Origin of the sequence: Nocardia sp. NPDC047648 (genome assembly GCF_040642815.1) — a bacterium.
In the GTDB taxonomy this organism is placed as follows: Bacteria; Actinomycetota; Actinomycetes; order Mycobacteriales; family Mycobacteriaceae; genus Nocardia; species Nocardia gamkensis.
Genome location: NZ_JBEYSX010000006.1, coordinates 118,350 through 132,712 on the forward strand (window position 1 = coordinate 118,350; position 14,363 = coordinate 132,712).

The 14,363-nt window shown below is 68.1% G+C and carries 11 protein-coding genes and 1 tRNA gene; 9 read left to right on the forward strand and 3 right to left on the reverse strand.

Translation table 11 applies throughout. The annotated features are described in order from the left end of the window. Position 1 precedes the first annotated feature (1 nt). Positions 2-574, reverse strand: a complete 573-nt coding sequence (locus ABZ803_RS15050; RefSeq protein ID WP_357037465.1) for a hypothetical protein — start codon at positions 572-574, stop codon at positions 2-4. Between the two features lie 2,877 nt (positions 575-3,451). Between ABZ803_RS15050 and ABZ803_RS15055 the strand changes: the two genes are divergently transcribed. From ABZ803_RS15055 to dnaG, 3 genes are all read left to right on the forward strand, one after another. Further along, positions 3,452-4,606 (forward strand): FIST N-terminal domain-containing protein, encoded by a 1,155-nt coding sequence (locus tag ABZ803_RS15055; RefSeq protein WP_062969729.1) that lies wholly within the window; start codon positions 3,452-3,454, stop codon positions 4,604-4,606. After that, positions 4,603-5,352 carry a Mut7-C RNAse domain-containing protein gene (locus ABZ803_RS15060; protein ID WP_357037468.1) on the forward strand — a complete coding sequence of 250 codons (750 nt, stop codon included), beginning with the start codon at positions 4,603-4,605 and terminating at the stop codon, positions 5,350-5,352. Before ABZ803_RS15055 ends, ABZ803_RS15060 begins: the two co-directional genes overlap by 4 nt. A gap of 154 nt (positions 5,353-5,506) precedes the next feature. After that, positions 5,507-7,426, forward strand: a complete 1,920-nt coding sequence (dnaG, locus tag ABZ803_RS15065) for a DNA primase (protein WP_357037471.1) — start codon at positions 5,507-5,509, stop codon at positions 7,424-7,426. A 72-nt stretch (positions 7,427-7,498) separates the two neighbouring features. On the opposite strand, the gene ABZ803_RS15070 is transcribed toward dnaG, so the two are convergent. After that, positions 7,499-7,744 carry a hypothetical protein gene (locus ABZ803_RS15070; RefSeq protein ID WP_357037474.1) on the reverse strand — a complete coding sequence of 82 codons (246 nt, stop codon included), beginning with the start codon at positions 7,742-7,744 and terminating at the stop codon, positions 7,499-7,501. A gap of 203 nt (positions 7,745-7,947) precedes the next feature. Here ABZ803_RS15070 and ABZ803_RS15075 point away from each other — a divergent pair. Further along, positions 7,948-8,020 (forward strand) — tRNA-Asn (locus ABZ803_RS15075). Between the two features lie 582 nt (positions 8,021-8,602). After that, entirely contained in the window at positions 8,603-10,066 is a 1,464-nt protein-coding gene (locus tag ABZ803_RS15080; RefSeq protein ID WP_357037477.1) for an MDR family MFS transporter, read from the forward strand. A gap of 109 nt (positions 10,067-10,175) precedes the next feature. On the opposite strand, the gene ABZ803_RS15085 is transcribed toward ABZ803_RS15080, so the two are convergent. Next, complete coding sequence (locus ABZ803_RS15085; RefSeq protein ID WP_357037480.1) at positions 10,176-10,574, reverse strand: hypothetical protein; 399 nt, start codon at positions 10,572-10,574, stop codon at positions 10,176-10,178. Positions 10,575-10,890: 316 nt separating this feature from the next. Between ABZ803_RS15085 and ABZ803_RS15090 the strand changes: the two genes are divergently transcribed. From ABZ803_RS15090 to ABZ803_RS15105, 4 genes are all read left to right on the forward strand, one after another. After that, on the forward strand, positions 10,891-12,141 hold the full coding sequence (locus ABZ803_RS15090; protein ID WP_357037483.1) for a helix-turn-helix domain-containing protein: 1,251 nt from the start codon (positions 10,891-10,893) through the stop codon (positions 12,139-12,141). Between the two features lie 603 nt (positions 12,142-12,744). Next, complete coding sequence (locus ABZ803_RS15095; RefSeq protein ID WP_357037486.1) at positions 12,745-13,344, forward strand: toll/interleukin-1 receptor domain-containing protein; 600 nt, start codon at positions 12,745-12,747, stop codon at positions 13,342-13,344. A gap of 2 nt (positions 13,345-13,346) precedes the next feature. Next, positions 13,347-13,673 carry a hypothetical protein gene (locus ABZ803_RS15100; protein ID WP_040865663.1) on the forward strand — a complete coding sequence of 109 codons (327 nt, stop codon included), beginning with the start codon at positions 13,347-13,349 and terminating at the stop codon, positions 13,671-13,673. A gap of 228 nt (positions 13,674-13,901) precedes the next feature. After that, a complete protein-coding gene (locus tag ABZ803_RS15105) occupies positions 13,902-14,186 on the forward strand; it encodes a helix-turn-helix transcriptional regulator (protein ID WP_357037490.1) in 285 nt (94 codons plus the stop codon). Positions 14,187-14,363 lie beyond the last annotated feature (177 nt).

Consider the following 14,363-nt stretch of genomic DNA (forward strand, 5'->3'; position numbering starts at 1 on the left):
GTCACGCCGACAGGCCGTCGGTGGACTCCGCTCGAGCCATCTTGACCAGCGCCGCGTGCAACTCCTTGGCCGACGCCCCCGCTCGCTCTCCCCGCAGGACCACCTCGGTGAAGCCGTCGACCAAGGCCCGGCCGGGATCCAGCAGCCCGGCACCACCCCCGCCGCCGCGCAGGGACTCGTTGATCAACGTCCGCAACGCTTCTTGCCGAGCCCGGAAACCACCCGCCAAGTCCAATGCCCCCGCGAATTCGCGGACGACCGCCTTGTACACCGGCCGCTCGGCGGGCCCACGTCTACGAAACACTCTTCGCGTCTCCACCGGTGCCGCGCGCGGCGGATTCAGGGCTGCCCGGTCCAGGACGATCCAGATCGCGGACTCCGCCGCCTGCTTCGCCGTCGGCGTGCGATCCGGCCTCGGGCGAGATTCCGCGCCGTCGGTCAGCTCGACGCCCTGCAGCGGCAGCGGGTATTTCGCGAGCAGCTCATCGATGGCGGACGCGATCTCACGGACCACCTGAACGTCCACGTCCGCCGCGTCGAACCCGACGACTTCCACCCCGTGCCGCGCCGACATCTCCCGGACGATCCGAAGCGCCTCGGGCCCGTCAACGGTCTCGGTCCGCTCCGCGACGGCGGGGCGTGATGTGGTGTTGCTCGGCTCGACGTGTGCGGGCCTGTTTCTCCGAGCGGCCGCGGCGTCGCCGGTCCGTTGGGCAGGAGCGCCGGGGCTGGCGATCGGCGAGACGGCCTCGCGCGCCTGTGGCGGCCGTGTGCCTTCCCGAGCAGCGTCGACAGCGGCGGAGCCGGCAGCGGTGGTCGTCCGCTGAGCAGGTCCGGGCCCGTGGTCTGTAGCAGTGTCGTCGATCGGTGCAGGCGGTCGAGGGGCGTCGGTTCGTCGGCTGAGTTCGGCCGCGTCGGTGCGGTCGGGCGAATCAGTTCGACGGCCGGTTGCCTGATGAGTCGTGCGGCCGGTCTTCCGGTCGGCTTCGATGTCGTCGGTGCTGCTGCACTGCCCAGGTGTGATGTCGGCCCGCACGATGTGTTCCGGAGAAGACCGGGGGCCGATGCGTTCCATGGAGGCACTGTCGGTTCGCTGGGCCGGGGTGCGGTCGTCCGCATCGCCGGTCGGCGGATGCGGTCCGGGGTCCCTGCGGGGGACCGAGGAGCCTTCCGCCGATTCAGCACTCGGCGGGGGGACCAGTGCGCCGCCGCGCGCGGCGTCGATCCAGGAAAAGCGCAGTGTGTCGAGCCAGGGGAGAGCAGCGGGGGTGGTGTCGGTTCGTCGGCGCGACAGGGGTTCGTCACCGGGGTCGGTCTGCTGGAGGGGCGTGGAGCCTATTCGCGGATCGGCCACCCTGGGATCCGCCACGTCGGTCGGGTGGATATGGGCGGAGTGGCGCGCGGCATCGCTCTCCGGTGCGGAGGTCGAATCTTCGGCAGCGACCGCCCCTACCGCGCCGTGTGCGCTGGTCGTCGGCTGCCTGCGGGCGAGCGGCTCCGCAGTCTCGATCGGCGGGCTGGGTGCGGCGGTAGCTGGGGAACCATTCGGCGGATCGCTCGGGAGCGCGGCGTCGGTCGACCGGGCGGGGGCGTCTCTTCGCAAATGGGTGGAGTCGCCTGCCATCTCGGACGCTGGGGCGGCCGGGGAATCGGTAGCGGTGTCGCTTCGATGGGCGGTCGACGGAGGGTGCGGAATTCCGCTCGTCTCGGTGCCCCCTGTGTCTCCGGTGTCGATGGGGGAACGCTGCCCGCCGTCCGCCGGGACGGGCCCGCGGGCCTCGGGCATGTCGATCTGGCTGAGAAGGTCCGCGTCTGTCGTTGGTGCGGCGGGTCCGGGTGGTGCGGGCGCGGCTGCGGGCGTGGACTCGGGCTGCGGGGTGGTTGCGTTGTGTGGTGTGGGTGTGGAGTCGGGGGTGGTTGCGTTGTGTGGTGTGGGTGTGGAGTCGGGGGTGGTTGCGTTGTGTGGTGTGGATGCGGACTCGGGGGCAGGAGCGATATCTCGCTGCGGTGCGGACGTCCCAGCTGAATCCGTGGGAGGGGCCGGTTGCGCGTCGCTGGTCTGCCGTATCGGTTCGTCCTGGGCGACCTCGAGGAACTGCGCCGTCTCGGGATGAGGTGCGTCGTCGAGCTCGAGGATGTCCGGGGAGTCGGTACGGGCCGAGGCGGAGGAACCGGCGACTTCGGTCGGTCGAATCGGTGCGTAGCCGCTCGGCGCGCCTGGGGCGGGGTCTGCCGGGGTCGGTAGCGGTGTCGAGTCGTCTGCGATGTCGACGTGTCGGCGAGGCGTGAAACCGTCGGCGCTGTCTGCTCGCGGGGCTGATTCGCGGTGGTGCGTAGTCGGGGGCTGGGGCAGGGGCTCGGGGTGGTGCGAGAAATCTATTTTCGGGACCGATGGCGGCTTCTGCACTGTCACATCGATCTGTGGGCGCCCGGCCGGCTCGTCGGTCCTGTTCGCCTGCCTCGAGCCCGGGGTGCGACTCTCGACCGGCGGGGCGGATGCGGTTCCGGTCGGCCCGATCGCTGTGGAGTCGTCAACGGCATTCGTCCGGCGGACGGACACGTCGTCGGTTCGTGGGATGGGGGCCGGGCCCGGCCTCTGGATCAGCGCCGAATCGACGGTGATGGCTTGCGGAGTGGAGGGAGGGCTGTGTGCGATATCCGTGCTCCGGACGGATATCGGGTCGTCAACGGCATCCGTCCGACGAGCAGCGGGGTCGAATTTCGAGTAGCGCGCGGCGGCCGGTGGCCGTGCAGGCGCGGGCACTTCCGCCACCGCATCGCCCGGCGCGGGTGCCCGAACCGGCGCACTCGGCGCCGTCGGGCACGGTCGGACGACCCGCCTCGACCACGGCGTCGACGCCGAGGCTCTTCGGGCCCACGGGGTCGGCATCGCCTGCCGCTCGGGCGCGGCCGATGCTTCGGGCACAGCCTCCGGAGCCAAGGACTCCGCTACCGGGGCAGAAAGTGCGCTCGCATGGTCGAGTTGGTCGCTGAGCTGCGCCTCGGCGGACGCGATGGCGGCCTTCAACGCGCCGACCGTCCGGGAGGCATCGGCGATGAGCCGCTCCAGTGTCGATACCATCGCCCGCAGTTCGCCCGTGTCGATCCGCGACGGCTGACTCACGATGTCTCCCGCTTGTCCTCATCAGGTCGTGCCGCGGTGCGCCGACATGCTGATCTCGCGTGACCGTAAAGCAAACTGTGATCGCGTCATTGTCGCTCAGACCGGCCGGACCTCTCGGGGCTGGGAAGATCGACGATGGGTCGCGAGCCGCCGAACAGCTATCGAATCGCAACCTGCCCGCATCCCTATCGCCCTGCTCTCGATGCCGAAGGGCCGGGCGGTCGACTCACGCTCGCCGCCCCCGGCCCGGTGCTGTTCATCGCTATGATGAACTGCCTTGTGCGGCAATGGTATTCGTTACAGCTTCCAGTTGGCTACCATGGAGGGGTGCGGATCGGAGTAGGGCTCTCCACCGCGTCCGAAGCGCGGCGAGCGGGCCGGGAAGCCGCAGCGCGCGCCCGCGACCAGCTCGCGGGCGAAGCGCCGTCGCTCGCTGTGCTGCTCGCCTCCCGCGTCCACACCGACGATGCCGTGGAGGTGCTGTACGGCGTCCACCGGACGGTTCGGGTGCCCGCGCTGATCGGATGCGTGGCGCAGGCCATCGTGGCGGGTCGCCGCGAGATCGAGGACGAGCCCGCGGTGGTGGTGTGGCTGGCCTCCGGACTGCCCGCCGCCGAGACTTTCCAGCTGGACTTCCTCCGCACGGCGAGCGGCGGGTTGCTCGCCGGTTACCGCTTCGACAAGGCCGCCCGCGACTTCCACCTGCTGCTGCCCGACCCCTACTCGTTCCCGGCCGATCTCCTGCTGGAGTACGTGAACACGGATCTGCCCGGCACCGTCGTGATGGGCGGGTTGGTCAGCGGCGGACGGGGCCCGGAAGGCAGCCGTCTGTTCCGCGACCACACCGTGGTGACCTCGGGCGCGGTCGGCGTGCGCCTTCCCGGCCTGCGCAGCGTGCCGATCGTGTCCCAGGGCTGCAGGCCGATCGGCTATCCCTACACCGTCACCGGCGCGGACGGCACGGTGATCACCGGGCTCGGCGGCCTGCCCCCGATCGAGCGGTTGCGCGAGATCGTGGCCGTGCTCCCGCTCGCCCAGCAGGAACAACTCGCGCGCGGCCTGCAGATCGGATTCGTCGTCGACGAGCATCTCGCCGAGCCCGGCCAGGGTGACTTCCTGATCCGCGGCCTCCTGGGCGCCGATCCGTCCAGCGGGGCGATCGAGGTGGGTGACGTCGTGGAGGTCGGCACGACCGTTCAATTCCAGGTCCGCGACGCGATCGGCGCCGACCAGGACCTGCGTGCGGCCCTGGCGCGGGCGCGCACCGATCTTCCCGGGCGTCCGGCCGGTGCGCTGCTGTTCACCTGCAACGGACGCGGCAGGCGGATGTTCGGGGTCGCGGATCACGACGCCACCACGATCGAGGACCTGCTCGACGGCATCCCGCTCGCGGGATTCTTCGCCGCCGGCGAGATCGGGCCCATCGCGGGCCGCAACGCGCTGCACGGATTCACGGCGTCGATGGCGCTGTTCGTCGAATGAGCGTCGACCTGCGGGTCTACGCCGAGCTGAACGACTTCCTGCGGCCCGGCGAGCGGTACACCGTGCTGCGGCGGCCCTACCGGCCGCACCAGACCGTCAAGGACGTCATCGAGGCCGCGGGCGTCCCGCACACCGAGGTCGACCTGGTCCTGGTCGACGGACAACCGGTGCACTTCGACCATCACCCACGGCCCGGCGGGCGGATCACCGCGTATCCCGTCTTCGAGACGCTCGACATCGGCCGCGTGACCAGGGTTCGCCCGCACCCGTTGCGTGAGCCGCGGTTCCTCGCGGACGTGAATCTCGGCGGCCTCGCCAAGCTGATGCGGCTGATGGGCCTGGACGTGCGCTGCCGGTGGGAGGCCGCGGACGCCGAACTCGCCGAGCTGTCGGCGGCCGAGCACCGGATCCTGCTCACCCGCGACCGCGGCCTGTTGAAGCGCCGCAATGTCACACACGGCGTCTACATCCGGTCGGATCGGCCGGTCGACCAGGTCGTCGAGGTGATCCGGCGGCTCGATCTCGTCGCGCGCCTGGATCCGTTCACCCGCTGCCTGCGCTGCGGCGGCGTCGTCGACGAGGTCGCCAAAGCCGAGGTCGAGGATCGGCTGCAACCGCTCACCCGTCGGTACTACGACACCTTCCGGCGGTGCCGCGACTGCGGCCGGATCTACTGGCAGGGCTCCCACCAGGCACGACTGGCCGAGACGATCGGGGCGATCCGCGCGGGGCTCGACCGCTCCTGACACTCGCGCGATCGATTCCGGTTCGACCACGCGATGACCCCGTCGAAGCGCGGGCACCGAGCCGCCGTGGCCCGCTCGTCGGCAGGCGCGAGCGGAACTCGCTGTGCGGAGCCGCCCGGGCGCGTCGGCCTCGCGTTCGCCTAGACTCTCTGCCGTGGCCGGACGACTTCCAGATCGCGATATCGCGGCAATACGCGAACGCGTCCGGATCGAAGATGTGGTGGGGGAGTACGTCGCGCTCAAGCGCGCCGGTGCGGACTCCATGAAGGGCCTGTGCCCGTTCCACGACGAGAAGTCGCCGTCGTTCCACGTGCGGCCCAATCACGGACTGTTCCACTGCTTCGGCTGCGGCGAGGGCGGCGACGTGTTCGCCTTCATGCAGAAGATCGAGCATGTCGGGTTCGTCGAGTCCGTCGAGCAGTTGGCCGACCGGATCGGTTACCAGATCAACTACGAGGGTGGCGGCACCTCGGTGCAGCGCGACCGGGGCACCCGGTCCCGGCTGGTCGCGGCGAACGCGGCCGCGCACGAGTTCTACGTCGCCCAGCTGCGCGAGCCGGGAGCCGAAGCCGCGCGCAATTATCTCACCGAGCGCAATTTCGACGCCGCGGCCGCGCACACCTTCGGCTGCGGCTACGCCCCCGCCGGATGGGACACCCTCACCAAGCACCTGCTTCGCAAGGGCTTCGACTTCAAGGAGCTGGAGGCGGCCGGACTGTCCCGGCAGGGTCAGCGCGGCCCGATCGACCGCTTCCACCGGCGGCTGCTGTGGCCGATCCGGAACCTGTCCGGCGACGTCATCGGGTTCGGCGCCCGCAAGCTCTTCGACGACGACACCATGCCCGGCAAGTACATCAACACGCCGGAAACGCTGCTGTACAAGAAATCTCAGGTGCTGTTCGGCCTGGACCTGGCCAAGCGCGAGATCGCCAAGGGCCATCAGGCGGTCGTGGTCGAGGGCTACACCGACGTCATGGCGATGCACCTGGCCGGGGTCAAGACCGCCGTCGCCTCGTGCGGCACGGCCTTCGGCGACGAGCATCTCGCCCTGCTGCGCCGCCTGATGATGGACGACAATTTCTGGCGCGGCGAGATCATCTACACCTTCGACGGCGACGCCGCGGGCCAAGCGGCGGCCCTGAAAGCCTTCGGAGGCGATCAGAAGCTGGCCGGTCAGACCTACATCGCGATCGCCCCGGACGGACAGGACCCGTGCGAACTGCGGCAGCACTCCGGCGACGCCGCCGTGCGCGACCTGGTCGCCCGCCGAACCCCGCTGTACGAGTTCGTGATTCGCGGCCTACTCGCCGACCACAACTTGGACACCGCCGAGGGTCAGGTGGAGGCGCTGCGCCGCGCGGTGCCGGTGGTCGCGCAGATCAAGGACAACGCCCTGCGCAAGGCCTACGCCACCAAACTCGCGGGCTGGGTCGGCTGGGACGACATCCAGACCGTGGTGCGCCGCGTCGGCGAGGAAGCCAAGCGGCACCGCAACGGCGGCGGCACCACCGGCGTCGGGCGGGCGCCCGCGCCGCGCGAAGTGGTCGCCGAACATCCTGCGGCACGGCCGAATCCGAACGATCCCACGCTCTTGCCGCAACGTCAGGTGCTGGCCGCCGCATTGCAGTACCCGGCGATGGCCGGAGCCGGTTTCGACGCGCTCGAGGCCGAAGCCTTCACCCATCCCGCCTACGCCGTCCTGCGCGCCCTGATCGCCGAGGTGGGCGGTACGGCGATCGGGCTGGGCGGCGCCGAGTGGGTCAATGCCGTCGCCGACCGCACCGACGACCTGACGGTTCGCGCCCTGCTCTCGGAGCTGGCCAACGAGCCACTACCGGTGAAAACGGAAGCCGACATCCCGCGCTTCGTCGCCGGTGTCCTGGCGCGCACCCAGGAGGCCTGGGTCGGCAGGCAGATCGCCGAGCTGAAGTCCAAGCTCCAGCGGGTCTCCTCGACCGAACAGCCGGACGCCTACTTCGCCCTCTTCGGCGACCTCGTCGCCCTGGAGCAGTACCGCAAGAGCCTGCTCACCCAGGCGATGGGCAGCCACGGGGACTTCGCCACCGGAGCCTAGCGTCCGGCCGCGTCGGTGCAGGTACGCGCGGAATTCCTCGCACGGCGCGGGAAGGTCTTAGGGTGCGGCGGGTCAGCGGCGGAGCTGGTCGTGCGGCACCAGCACGGTGGTCCGCTCGTCGAGCGGCTCCATCGGCTCCAGGCGGGGACGGGTGCTGAGCTTGTCCGACAATCTCTGCCTGCCGACGAGCACGAGCTTGCGAGTCACCGGGCTCTCGGTCAGCGCGCGGGTCGCGGCGCTGATCTGTTCGTAGCGAGCCCGCCCGGCCTTGCTGCCGAGTACGTACCCGGCCGCCACGCCGATGATCAACCGCAGCATCTCGATGTGCTCCTCCCAGTTGCCAGTTCGCCGCCCCCATCCTGCCCGACGCCCCACGCGCCTGTCGATCCGGACACCCGATAGCTCCGCACCACGCCCACCCGGACAAGTCGCAGGTAGCGACACGATTTGGGCTCCCGCCCAGCGATACGCTAGAGTTTCTCCTCGGCCCGCCCGATACCAACCGGACGAGCCAAGGGCAATCCCCTATAGCTCAATTGGCAGAGCAGCCGACTGTTAATCGGCAGGTTTCTGGTTCGAGTCCAGATGGGGGAGCTGTGACCAGGGCGAACGTATCAGTTCGACCCTGGTTTTTCCGTTTCGGGGGGAACAGCAGGTTTCAGTCGGCGAACTGTGGGCCGTGCGGCACTGGACGAACATGAACAAGCAGTGTGGTCGTCCTATGGGTGCACGCTGTTGTCCGAGGGGTGGGGCAGTTCGACTGAGGCGAAGTTGTCGCTAGGTTCTGTTCGCCGACAATTGACCGGCACCGCCGAGCCCGAGATCGCCGGGCGAGTCGAGGATGCTCTCGACGACATCGCGGTCTTCGTCCGCAGGTCGGCGTGGGGAGCGGGCGGCGAGCCCGAAACCAATGGTTCGCGGGCAGTGACCAGGCTCACGATTCGGTCTCGGCACCTGGTGGGAGCGGCTGCTGAACAGCGGTTTCTGGTAGGCGTGTGAGGTGGGTCGGCCGGAAAATCGGGTGATTTCTGTCGGTGCCGACCGGAATACTGACCCGCGCCCGATGAGTTCGAGCAATCGACGCCGTCTCTACTGCTGTGGCGCCGGGACCCGATCCGGTGACTCGGCGCAGGGCCACATGTTCTTGTCAACGACCCATTGCCCCGGAGGTATCCGATGTCCGCCGAATTATCCGCTCCCGCCTCGGGAGGGCGGACACCGACCGTCATCCGGGTGCTGGTACTCGCGACTTTCGTCGTGATCCTGAACGAGACCATCATGATCAACGCGATTCCGCGGTTGATGGAGGACCTCGCGATCACCGACCGGGCGGCGCAATGGGTGTCGACGGCGTTCATGCTGACGATGGCGGCGGTCATCCCGACCACGGGCTGGTTCTTGCAGCGCGTGTCCACCCGGCACGCTTACGCCGCCGCGATGGGCGTCTTCCTCGCCGGTACCGCGCTGTCGGCGGTCGCCCCGTCGTTCGCGGTGCTGCTGCTCGGGCGAGTCGTTCAGGCGTTCGGCACCGCGGTGATGATGCCGCTGTTGATGACCACGCTGATGACGGTGGTGCCCGAGCAGGACCGGGGCCGGGTGATGGGCAACGTCACCCTGGCTATTTCGGTCGCGCCCGCGATGGGTCCGGTGATCTCCGGAGCGGTACTGCAGATCGGTTCGTGGCGTTGGCTTTTCGTGCTGGTGCTGCCGATCGCCGGGATCATCGCCTGGCTGGGTCTGCGTCAGCTGGAGAACGTCGGTGAACCGCAAGCCGGGCAGATCGACGTGTCCAGCGTGGCGCTGGCGGCGCTCGGATTCGGTGGTCTGGTATTCGGGCTCAGCCGGTTCGAGAGCGGCAACCTCACCGGCCCGGCGCTGATCGTCGCCGCGGGCTCGGCGCTGATCGCCGGGTTCGTGTGGCGTCAGCTGCGCCTGCAGCGCACCGGCACGCCGCTGCTGGATCTGCGGGTCCTGCTGTCGGGCACCTACGCCAAGGCGCTGATCCTGATGTCGGTGGCGTTCATGGCGATGCTCGGATCGATGATCCTGCTGCCGTTGTACCTGCAGAACCTGCGTGGTCTGAGCCCCTTGGCCACCGGCTTGCTGGTGATGCCGGGCGGATTGGCGATGGGCCTGCTCGGACCGACGGTCGGCCGCCTGTTCGACCGGTTCGGCGGGCGCCTGCTGGTGATTCCGGGCTCGATCGGCATCGCGGTGTCGCTGGCCGGGTTCACTCAGATCTCGATGACCATGCCGTACTGGCAGCTGCTGGCCCTGCACATTCTGCTGATGGTGTCGCTCGCGGCGGCGTTCACCCCGGTGTTCACGCTCGGTCTCGGTGCGTTGCCGCAGCAGTTGTACTCGCACGGCAGCTCCATGCTCGGCACCTTGCAGCAGGTCGCCGCGGCGTTCGGTACCGCACTGGTGGTGACGGTGATGTCGGCGCACGCCACCACCCGCGCCGCGGAAGGCGCTGATCTCGTCACCGCCCATCTCGACGGCATGCGCCTGGCCTTCCTTGTGTCGGCGGCTCTGGCGTTGCTCGTGATCGTCATGGCCGTGCTGTTGCCGGGCAGGGCCGCCGCCCCTGCGGAAGCCGACGAATTCGAGGCCGCGACTCCCGAACTCGCCAAGCACTGAGCGAATCCGGTACGGCGAAGCCCTGGCAGCATCGACTGCCAGGGCTTCGCCGTATGCGGCCGGGACCGGTGGTGTGACGGGGGTAGGTATACCCGTGCGCGGCCGCCGCTCAACCGTTGATGATCGTGACTATCCGGTAGCCGATGATCAGGGCGGTCAGCACAGCGGGAATCGCGGCCACGCTGGGGGTGACGACCGCTCGCGCGAAATCGCGAGCCGGACGGCCGGAAGCGGGGGTCATGTCGAACAGAAGCGATCCGGTCGCTGCCGGGTCTCGCAACTGCTGGGCGACGGAGGCGAACAGCTGACGGTAGCGGCGTTCCAGGCTCAGGTAGTACCCGTCGAGACCCCAGAAGATCCAGGTGGGCGCCAAAGCCAGCAGTATCAGGCCCGATCCCTGCCGAGCCTGCGCGGTGAGCAGCGCGAAGATCACCGAGACCAGAGTCACCGACCATCCGCGCACCGTGAACGACTGCTGACTCAACCGTGCGATGATGGATTGCAACATCTCGAGGTGCTTGACTCGATGATCCGTATCCATTCCGTCCCCAATTCTTCTCCGGCGGAAAGCAATTCACGTCCGAGTCGCCAGGGTACGGCAGTAGGAGCGGGACGTCCGCGATGGACGGATCAGGGCATCGGCGCATCGACTGTACGGGCATTGTCCGACAACGAATTCGCGTACCGCGAGAAGCGGTGGACGGTAGACTCGCAGCAACAAGGGGTGTGGTAGCCGGTCGGCCCCGGCTCGAAGGGGCAGTTGCAGGTTCGTCGGAGTATCTCGTCGTGGACGAAACGCCCCGGCAGGCAACGGATCCGAGGTGATGATGGCAAGTGCTGAGTTCGGTCCGGAGCTGCGCAGACGCCGAGTCGAGCAGAAGATGACCCTGGGGAAGCTCGCCGAACGCGTGCACTACAGCACGAGCCACCTGAGCAGAATAGAGAACGGGCACAAGTCGCCCTCCGCGGCGCTGGCGCGCATCTGCGACACGGTCCTGTCCGCCGGCGGCGATCTGCTGATGCTCGCTCCTCCGGAAGCGCAACCGGATGGCGATCCCGAGATCGATGACGGCATCTACTCGGAGGCCGAATGGCTCGTCCGATTGCAAGTGGATGGTTCCGGTGCATTCCACCTCGGGGAGTCGCACGCGCCGCCGGTGACCGCGTTCCCTCCGGTGCTCACCGGCTCCGCCGTCGTGTTGCCCGGCCTGAGCGCGATGTTCGAGCAGACGAGACAGCTCGGCCGGACCAGCAGCCCGAGCATCGTGCTGCCGATGGTCGTCACGCAGACGCATGCCGCGGTCACCTCGGCGCGGCGGAGCACCGGCGAGCTACGTCAGCGACTGCTGCTGCACGCCGCGCGTACCGCGGAGTTCGCCGGATGGATGGCGCAAGAGTGCGGTGACGAGCGGGGCGCCTTGTGGTGGACCGATCAGGCGGTCCTGCACGCCTCTGCCGTCAGTGACGAACACATGACCAGCTACGCGCTCGTCCGCCGGGCGGTGCTGAGCTTGTATCGCGGCGATTCCTCCGCGACGACCGGCCTCACCGAACAAGTGCTCGCCGACCACGCCGTCCACCCTCGGATCCGCTGGCTGGCCGCGCTCGGAGCCGCGCAGGGGTACGCCATCGGCTTGGACGATTCGAGTTCGATGCGAGCGCTGGACAAGGCCGCGAGCCTGTACGACGCGGCACACCGCACCGGGGACAACGCGCTGGGGCCGTCAGCGCTGCATGAACGGCCTGTGCTCATCGAGGCCTGGTGCCACTACGACCTCGGCAATCTCCGGGAAGCCGCCGTTCTCTTCGATCGTGCGTTGTCGCAGAACTTCGAGCAGTCCGACCGTGACCGTGCTCGGTTCGGCACCCGCCGGGCGTTGGTGTACGCGGCGCTCGGTGAGCTGGACCGAGCGTGCGCACTGATCGAGCCGTTGCTCGACATCATCAGTGCGGTCGACTCGATGACCATCCGCGCCGATCTGCGCGAGTTCGCTCGCACGATCGGACGCTACCGCGGGCACTCCGCGCTGCACGACATCCAACCGGCTCTCATGTCCGCCCTGTCGAGGCGTTGAACGACTGGTTGTCCGTTGCCGTTCGCAGCGGCAACGGACAACCACTGTTGCCGGTCGGCTGCCCGCTGGATGCTGGAGAGCGAGCCGTAATTCGCGGCTGGAAATCCTGGGCCGCCGGCGCAGGCGGTATCGCGCTGGGCGGCATTGTCTTCGGACCGGATACGTCGGGGGCGACCATGAGACGACAACGCCGCTTCGATGCGTCGCGGCGACGAGGAAGGAATACGCCGACCTACACTGAACATCGACACGTGGCTCAGCGTGGGGTCGACTGCCGAGCGCCGGTGGCGGGAAGTCGACCAAAGTAGGGAAATAAACCAACCAGAATCTTTCGCGGCGAGGTCGTTTGCTGCACCCGGTCGGGTATATGACCGAACGTTTGCTGTTCCGGTCGCCCGGATCTGGGTTCGAGTGCAGACTTGTATTCGAAAACCGTGGTGTTTCGGTCGAGGACGAGATTTGTGACCGCGAGACATCCGGAAGGATGTCACGCGAGGGGTACAACGAACTGGTCGGTTTAATTCCTGTCTCCGCTATTCCGCATCATAAATCTTCACCATCGCGCCGTGCTGCGCTGATAACCGTCCTCGAGGAGTGCCCCAGTTGACGGAGATATTCTTGAACTACCGCATCGTCGACAGCGTCTACGCCGTCAACGAGATATCGAAGCAGATGGCCCACCATCTCGGCAGGGCGCGCGTCTTCCGGGACGAGGATTCCCTGGCTTTGGGCGTGTTGTACGCACGCCGGATACGTCGGGCGCTCCAGCAGTGCGACACGATGGTGTCGGTGATCGGCCCGCATTGGCTCGAGGCGCGCGACGGCCGCGGACGTCGTCGGATCGACAACCCGCGCGACTGGGTGCGGCTGGAGTTGTGCACCGCATTCGAACGCGGGATACGTGTGGTCCCCGTGGTGCTGGACGACACGCCGCTGCCGAGCCGGGAGCAGCTTCCGAATGACATTCGCGACCTATCCGGTTTGCAGTACTGGCGTATTCGCTACCGGACGCTCGAAGAAGACGTCCGCGGCCTACTCGGGCGACTCGCCCCGCAGGTCGAAAGCAGGCCTGACGATCGGCAGCGGGCGGCCGCGCCGGGTACGCAGAACAACCAGGTCAACGTCGCGAGTGAAGGCGGCATCGTGAACGCCAATCAGAACGGGACCCAACGCATCAGGCTGGACGGCCCCGGCAGGAGATGAAAATGCACCCTTCGCCGGGATCGAACAACAATCCCAACGCGAACAATCAAGTCAACATGGCCAACAACGGCGGCAGCATCTTCGCCAACAATGGTGGCCGACAGCGGATAAGCATCAACCACGGCCCGCGGCGGCGCCTCTGGACCTGGTATGTGCTGGCGGGGATGTTGCTCCTCGACATCGCGTACTTCTTCTACGGCCAGTCCGCCTATACGGGCAACGCCGGGAACTCCGGTGATCTATCGCGTGCGCTGATCTTCTTCACGCTGTTCGTCGGGACCGTTGCCCTGTTGCGGGTCTGTCTGCGCGATCTGTTCGGACGGCGGTAGGCGTCCGCGACCCCGGCCGGTCGGGTCGCTGTCGTCCACCGGCCGGCGGATTCGTCGTTGTCACGAATCCTGCTCTGTTGTCCACCGGTTCCTCTCGCGAGACACGTTTCGGCTGGTCTCGCCGCGAAGCAGGGGTGAAGAACTGTGGCGCGCCGAGTTCCCGTGGAATCGGCAGCGCGCCTTCGAGTAGCTCTAAAACAATATCGAAGTGTTGTAAAGGAAGAATTCATGAGTGTCGCGTTCGACCACAGGAACGACCCGCTGCCCGCCGCGTTGGGGGCGCGGGAGCGTCCGGCGCTGAGCGGTCGGGAGATCGAGGTGCTGCTGGCGTGGATCGCGTCGGACTCCAAACTGGAAGTCAGTCGGCGCCTGTACATCTCGCTGGGAACGGTCAATACCCATCTGGCTCGGATCAGGGACAAGTACGCCGCGGTCGGCCGGCCCGCGCCGACGAAGGCCGCCCTCGTTGCCCGCGCATTGCAGGATGGGCTGATCGACATCGAGGACCTCTGACCGCCGAATGTCCCTGGCTGTCCCCATTGGACCGTCCGGACGACGTCGCGGCACCGAAGGTCCTGGCGACTCGACGGGTTCGCAGCTGTCCGTCGCGGACCGCGTCGACCGAGGCTGCCGGGACGGCGGGACCGTTCGCGCCCGCCCGGGATCCGGGTGTGGGTGTTCGGGTATGAC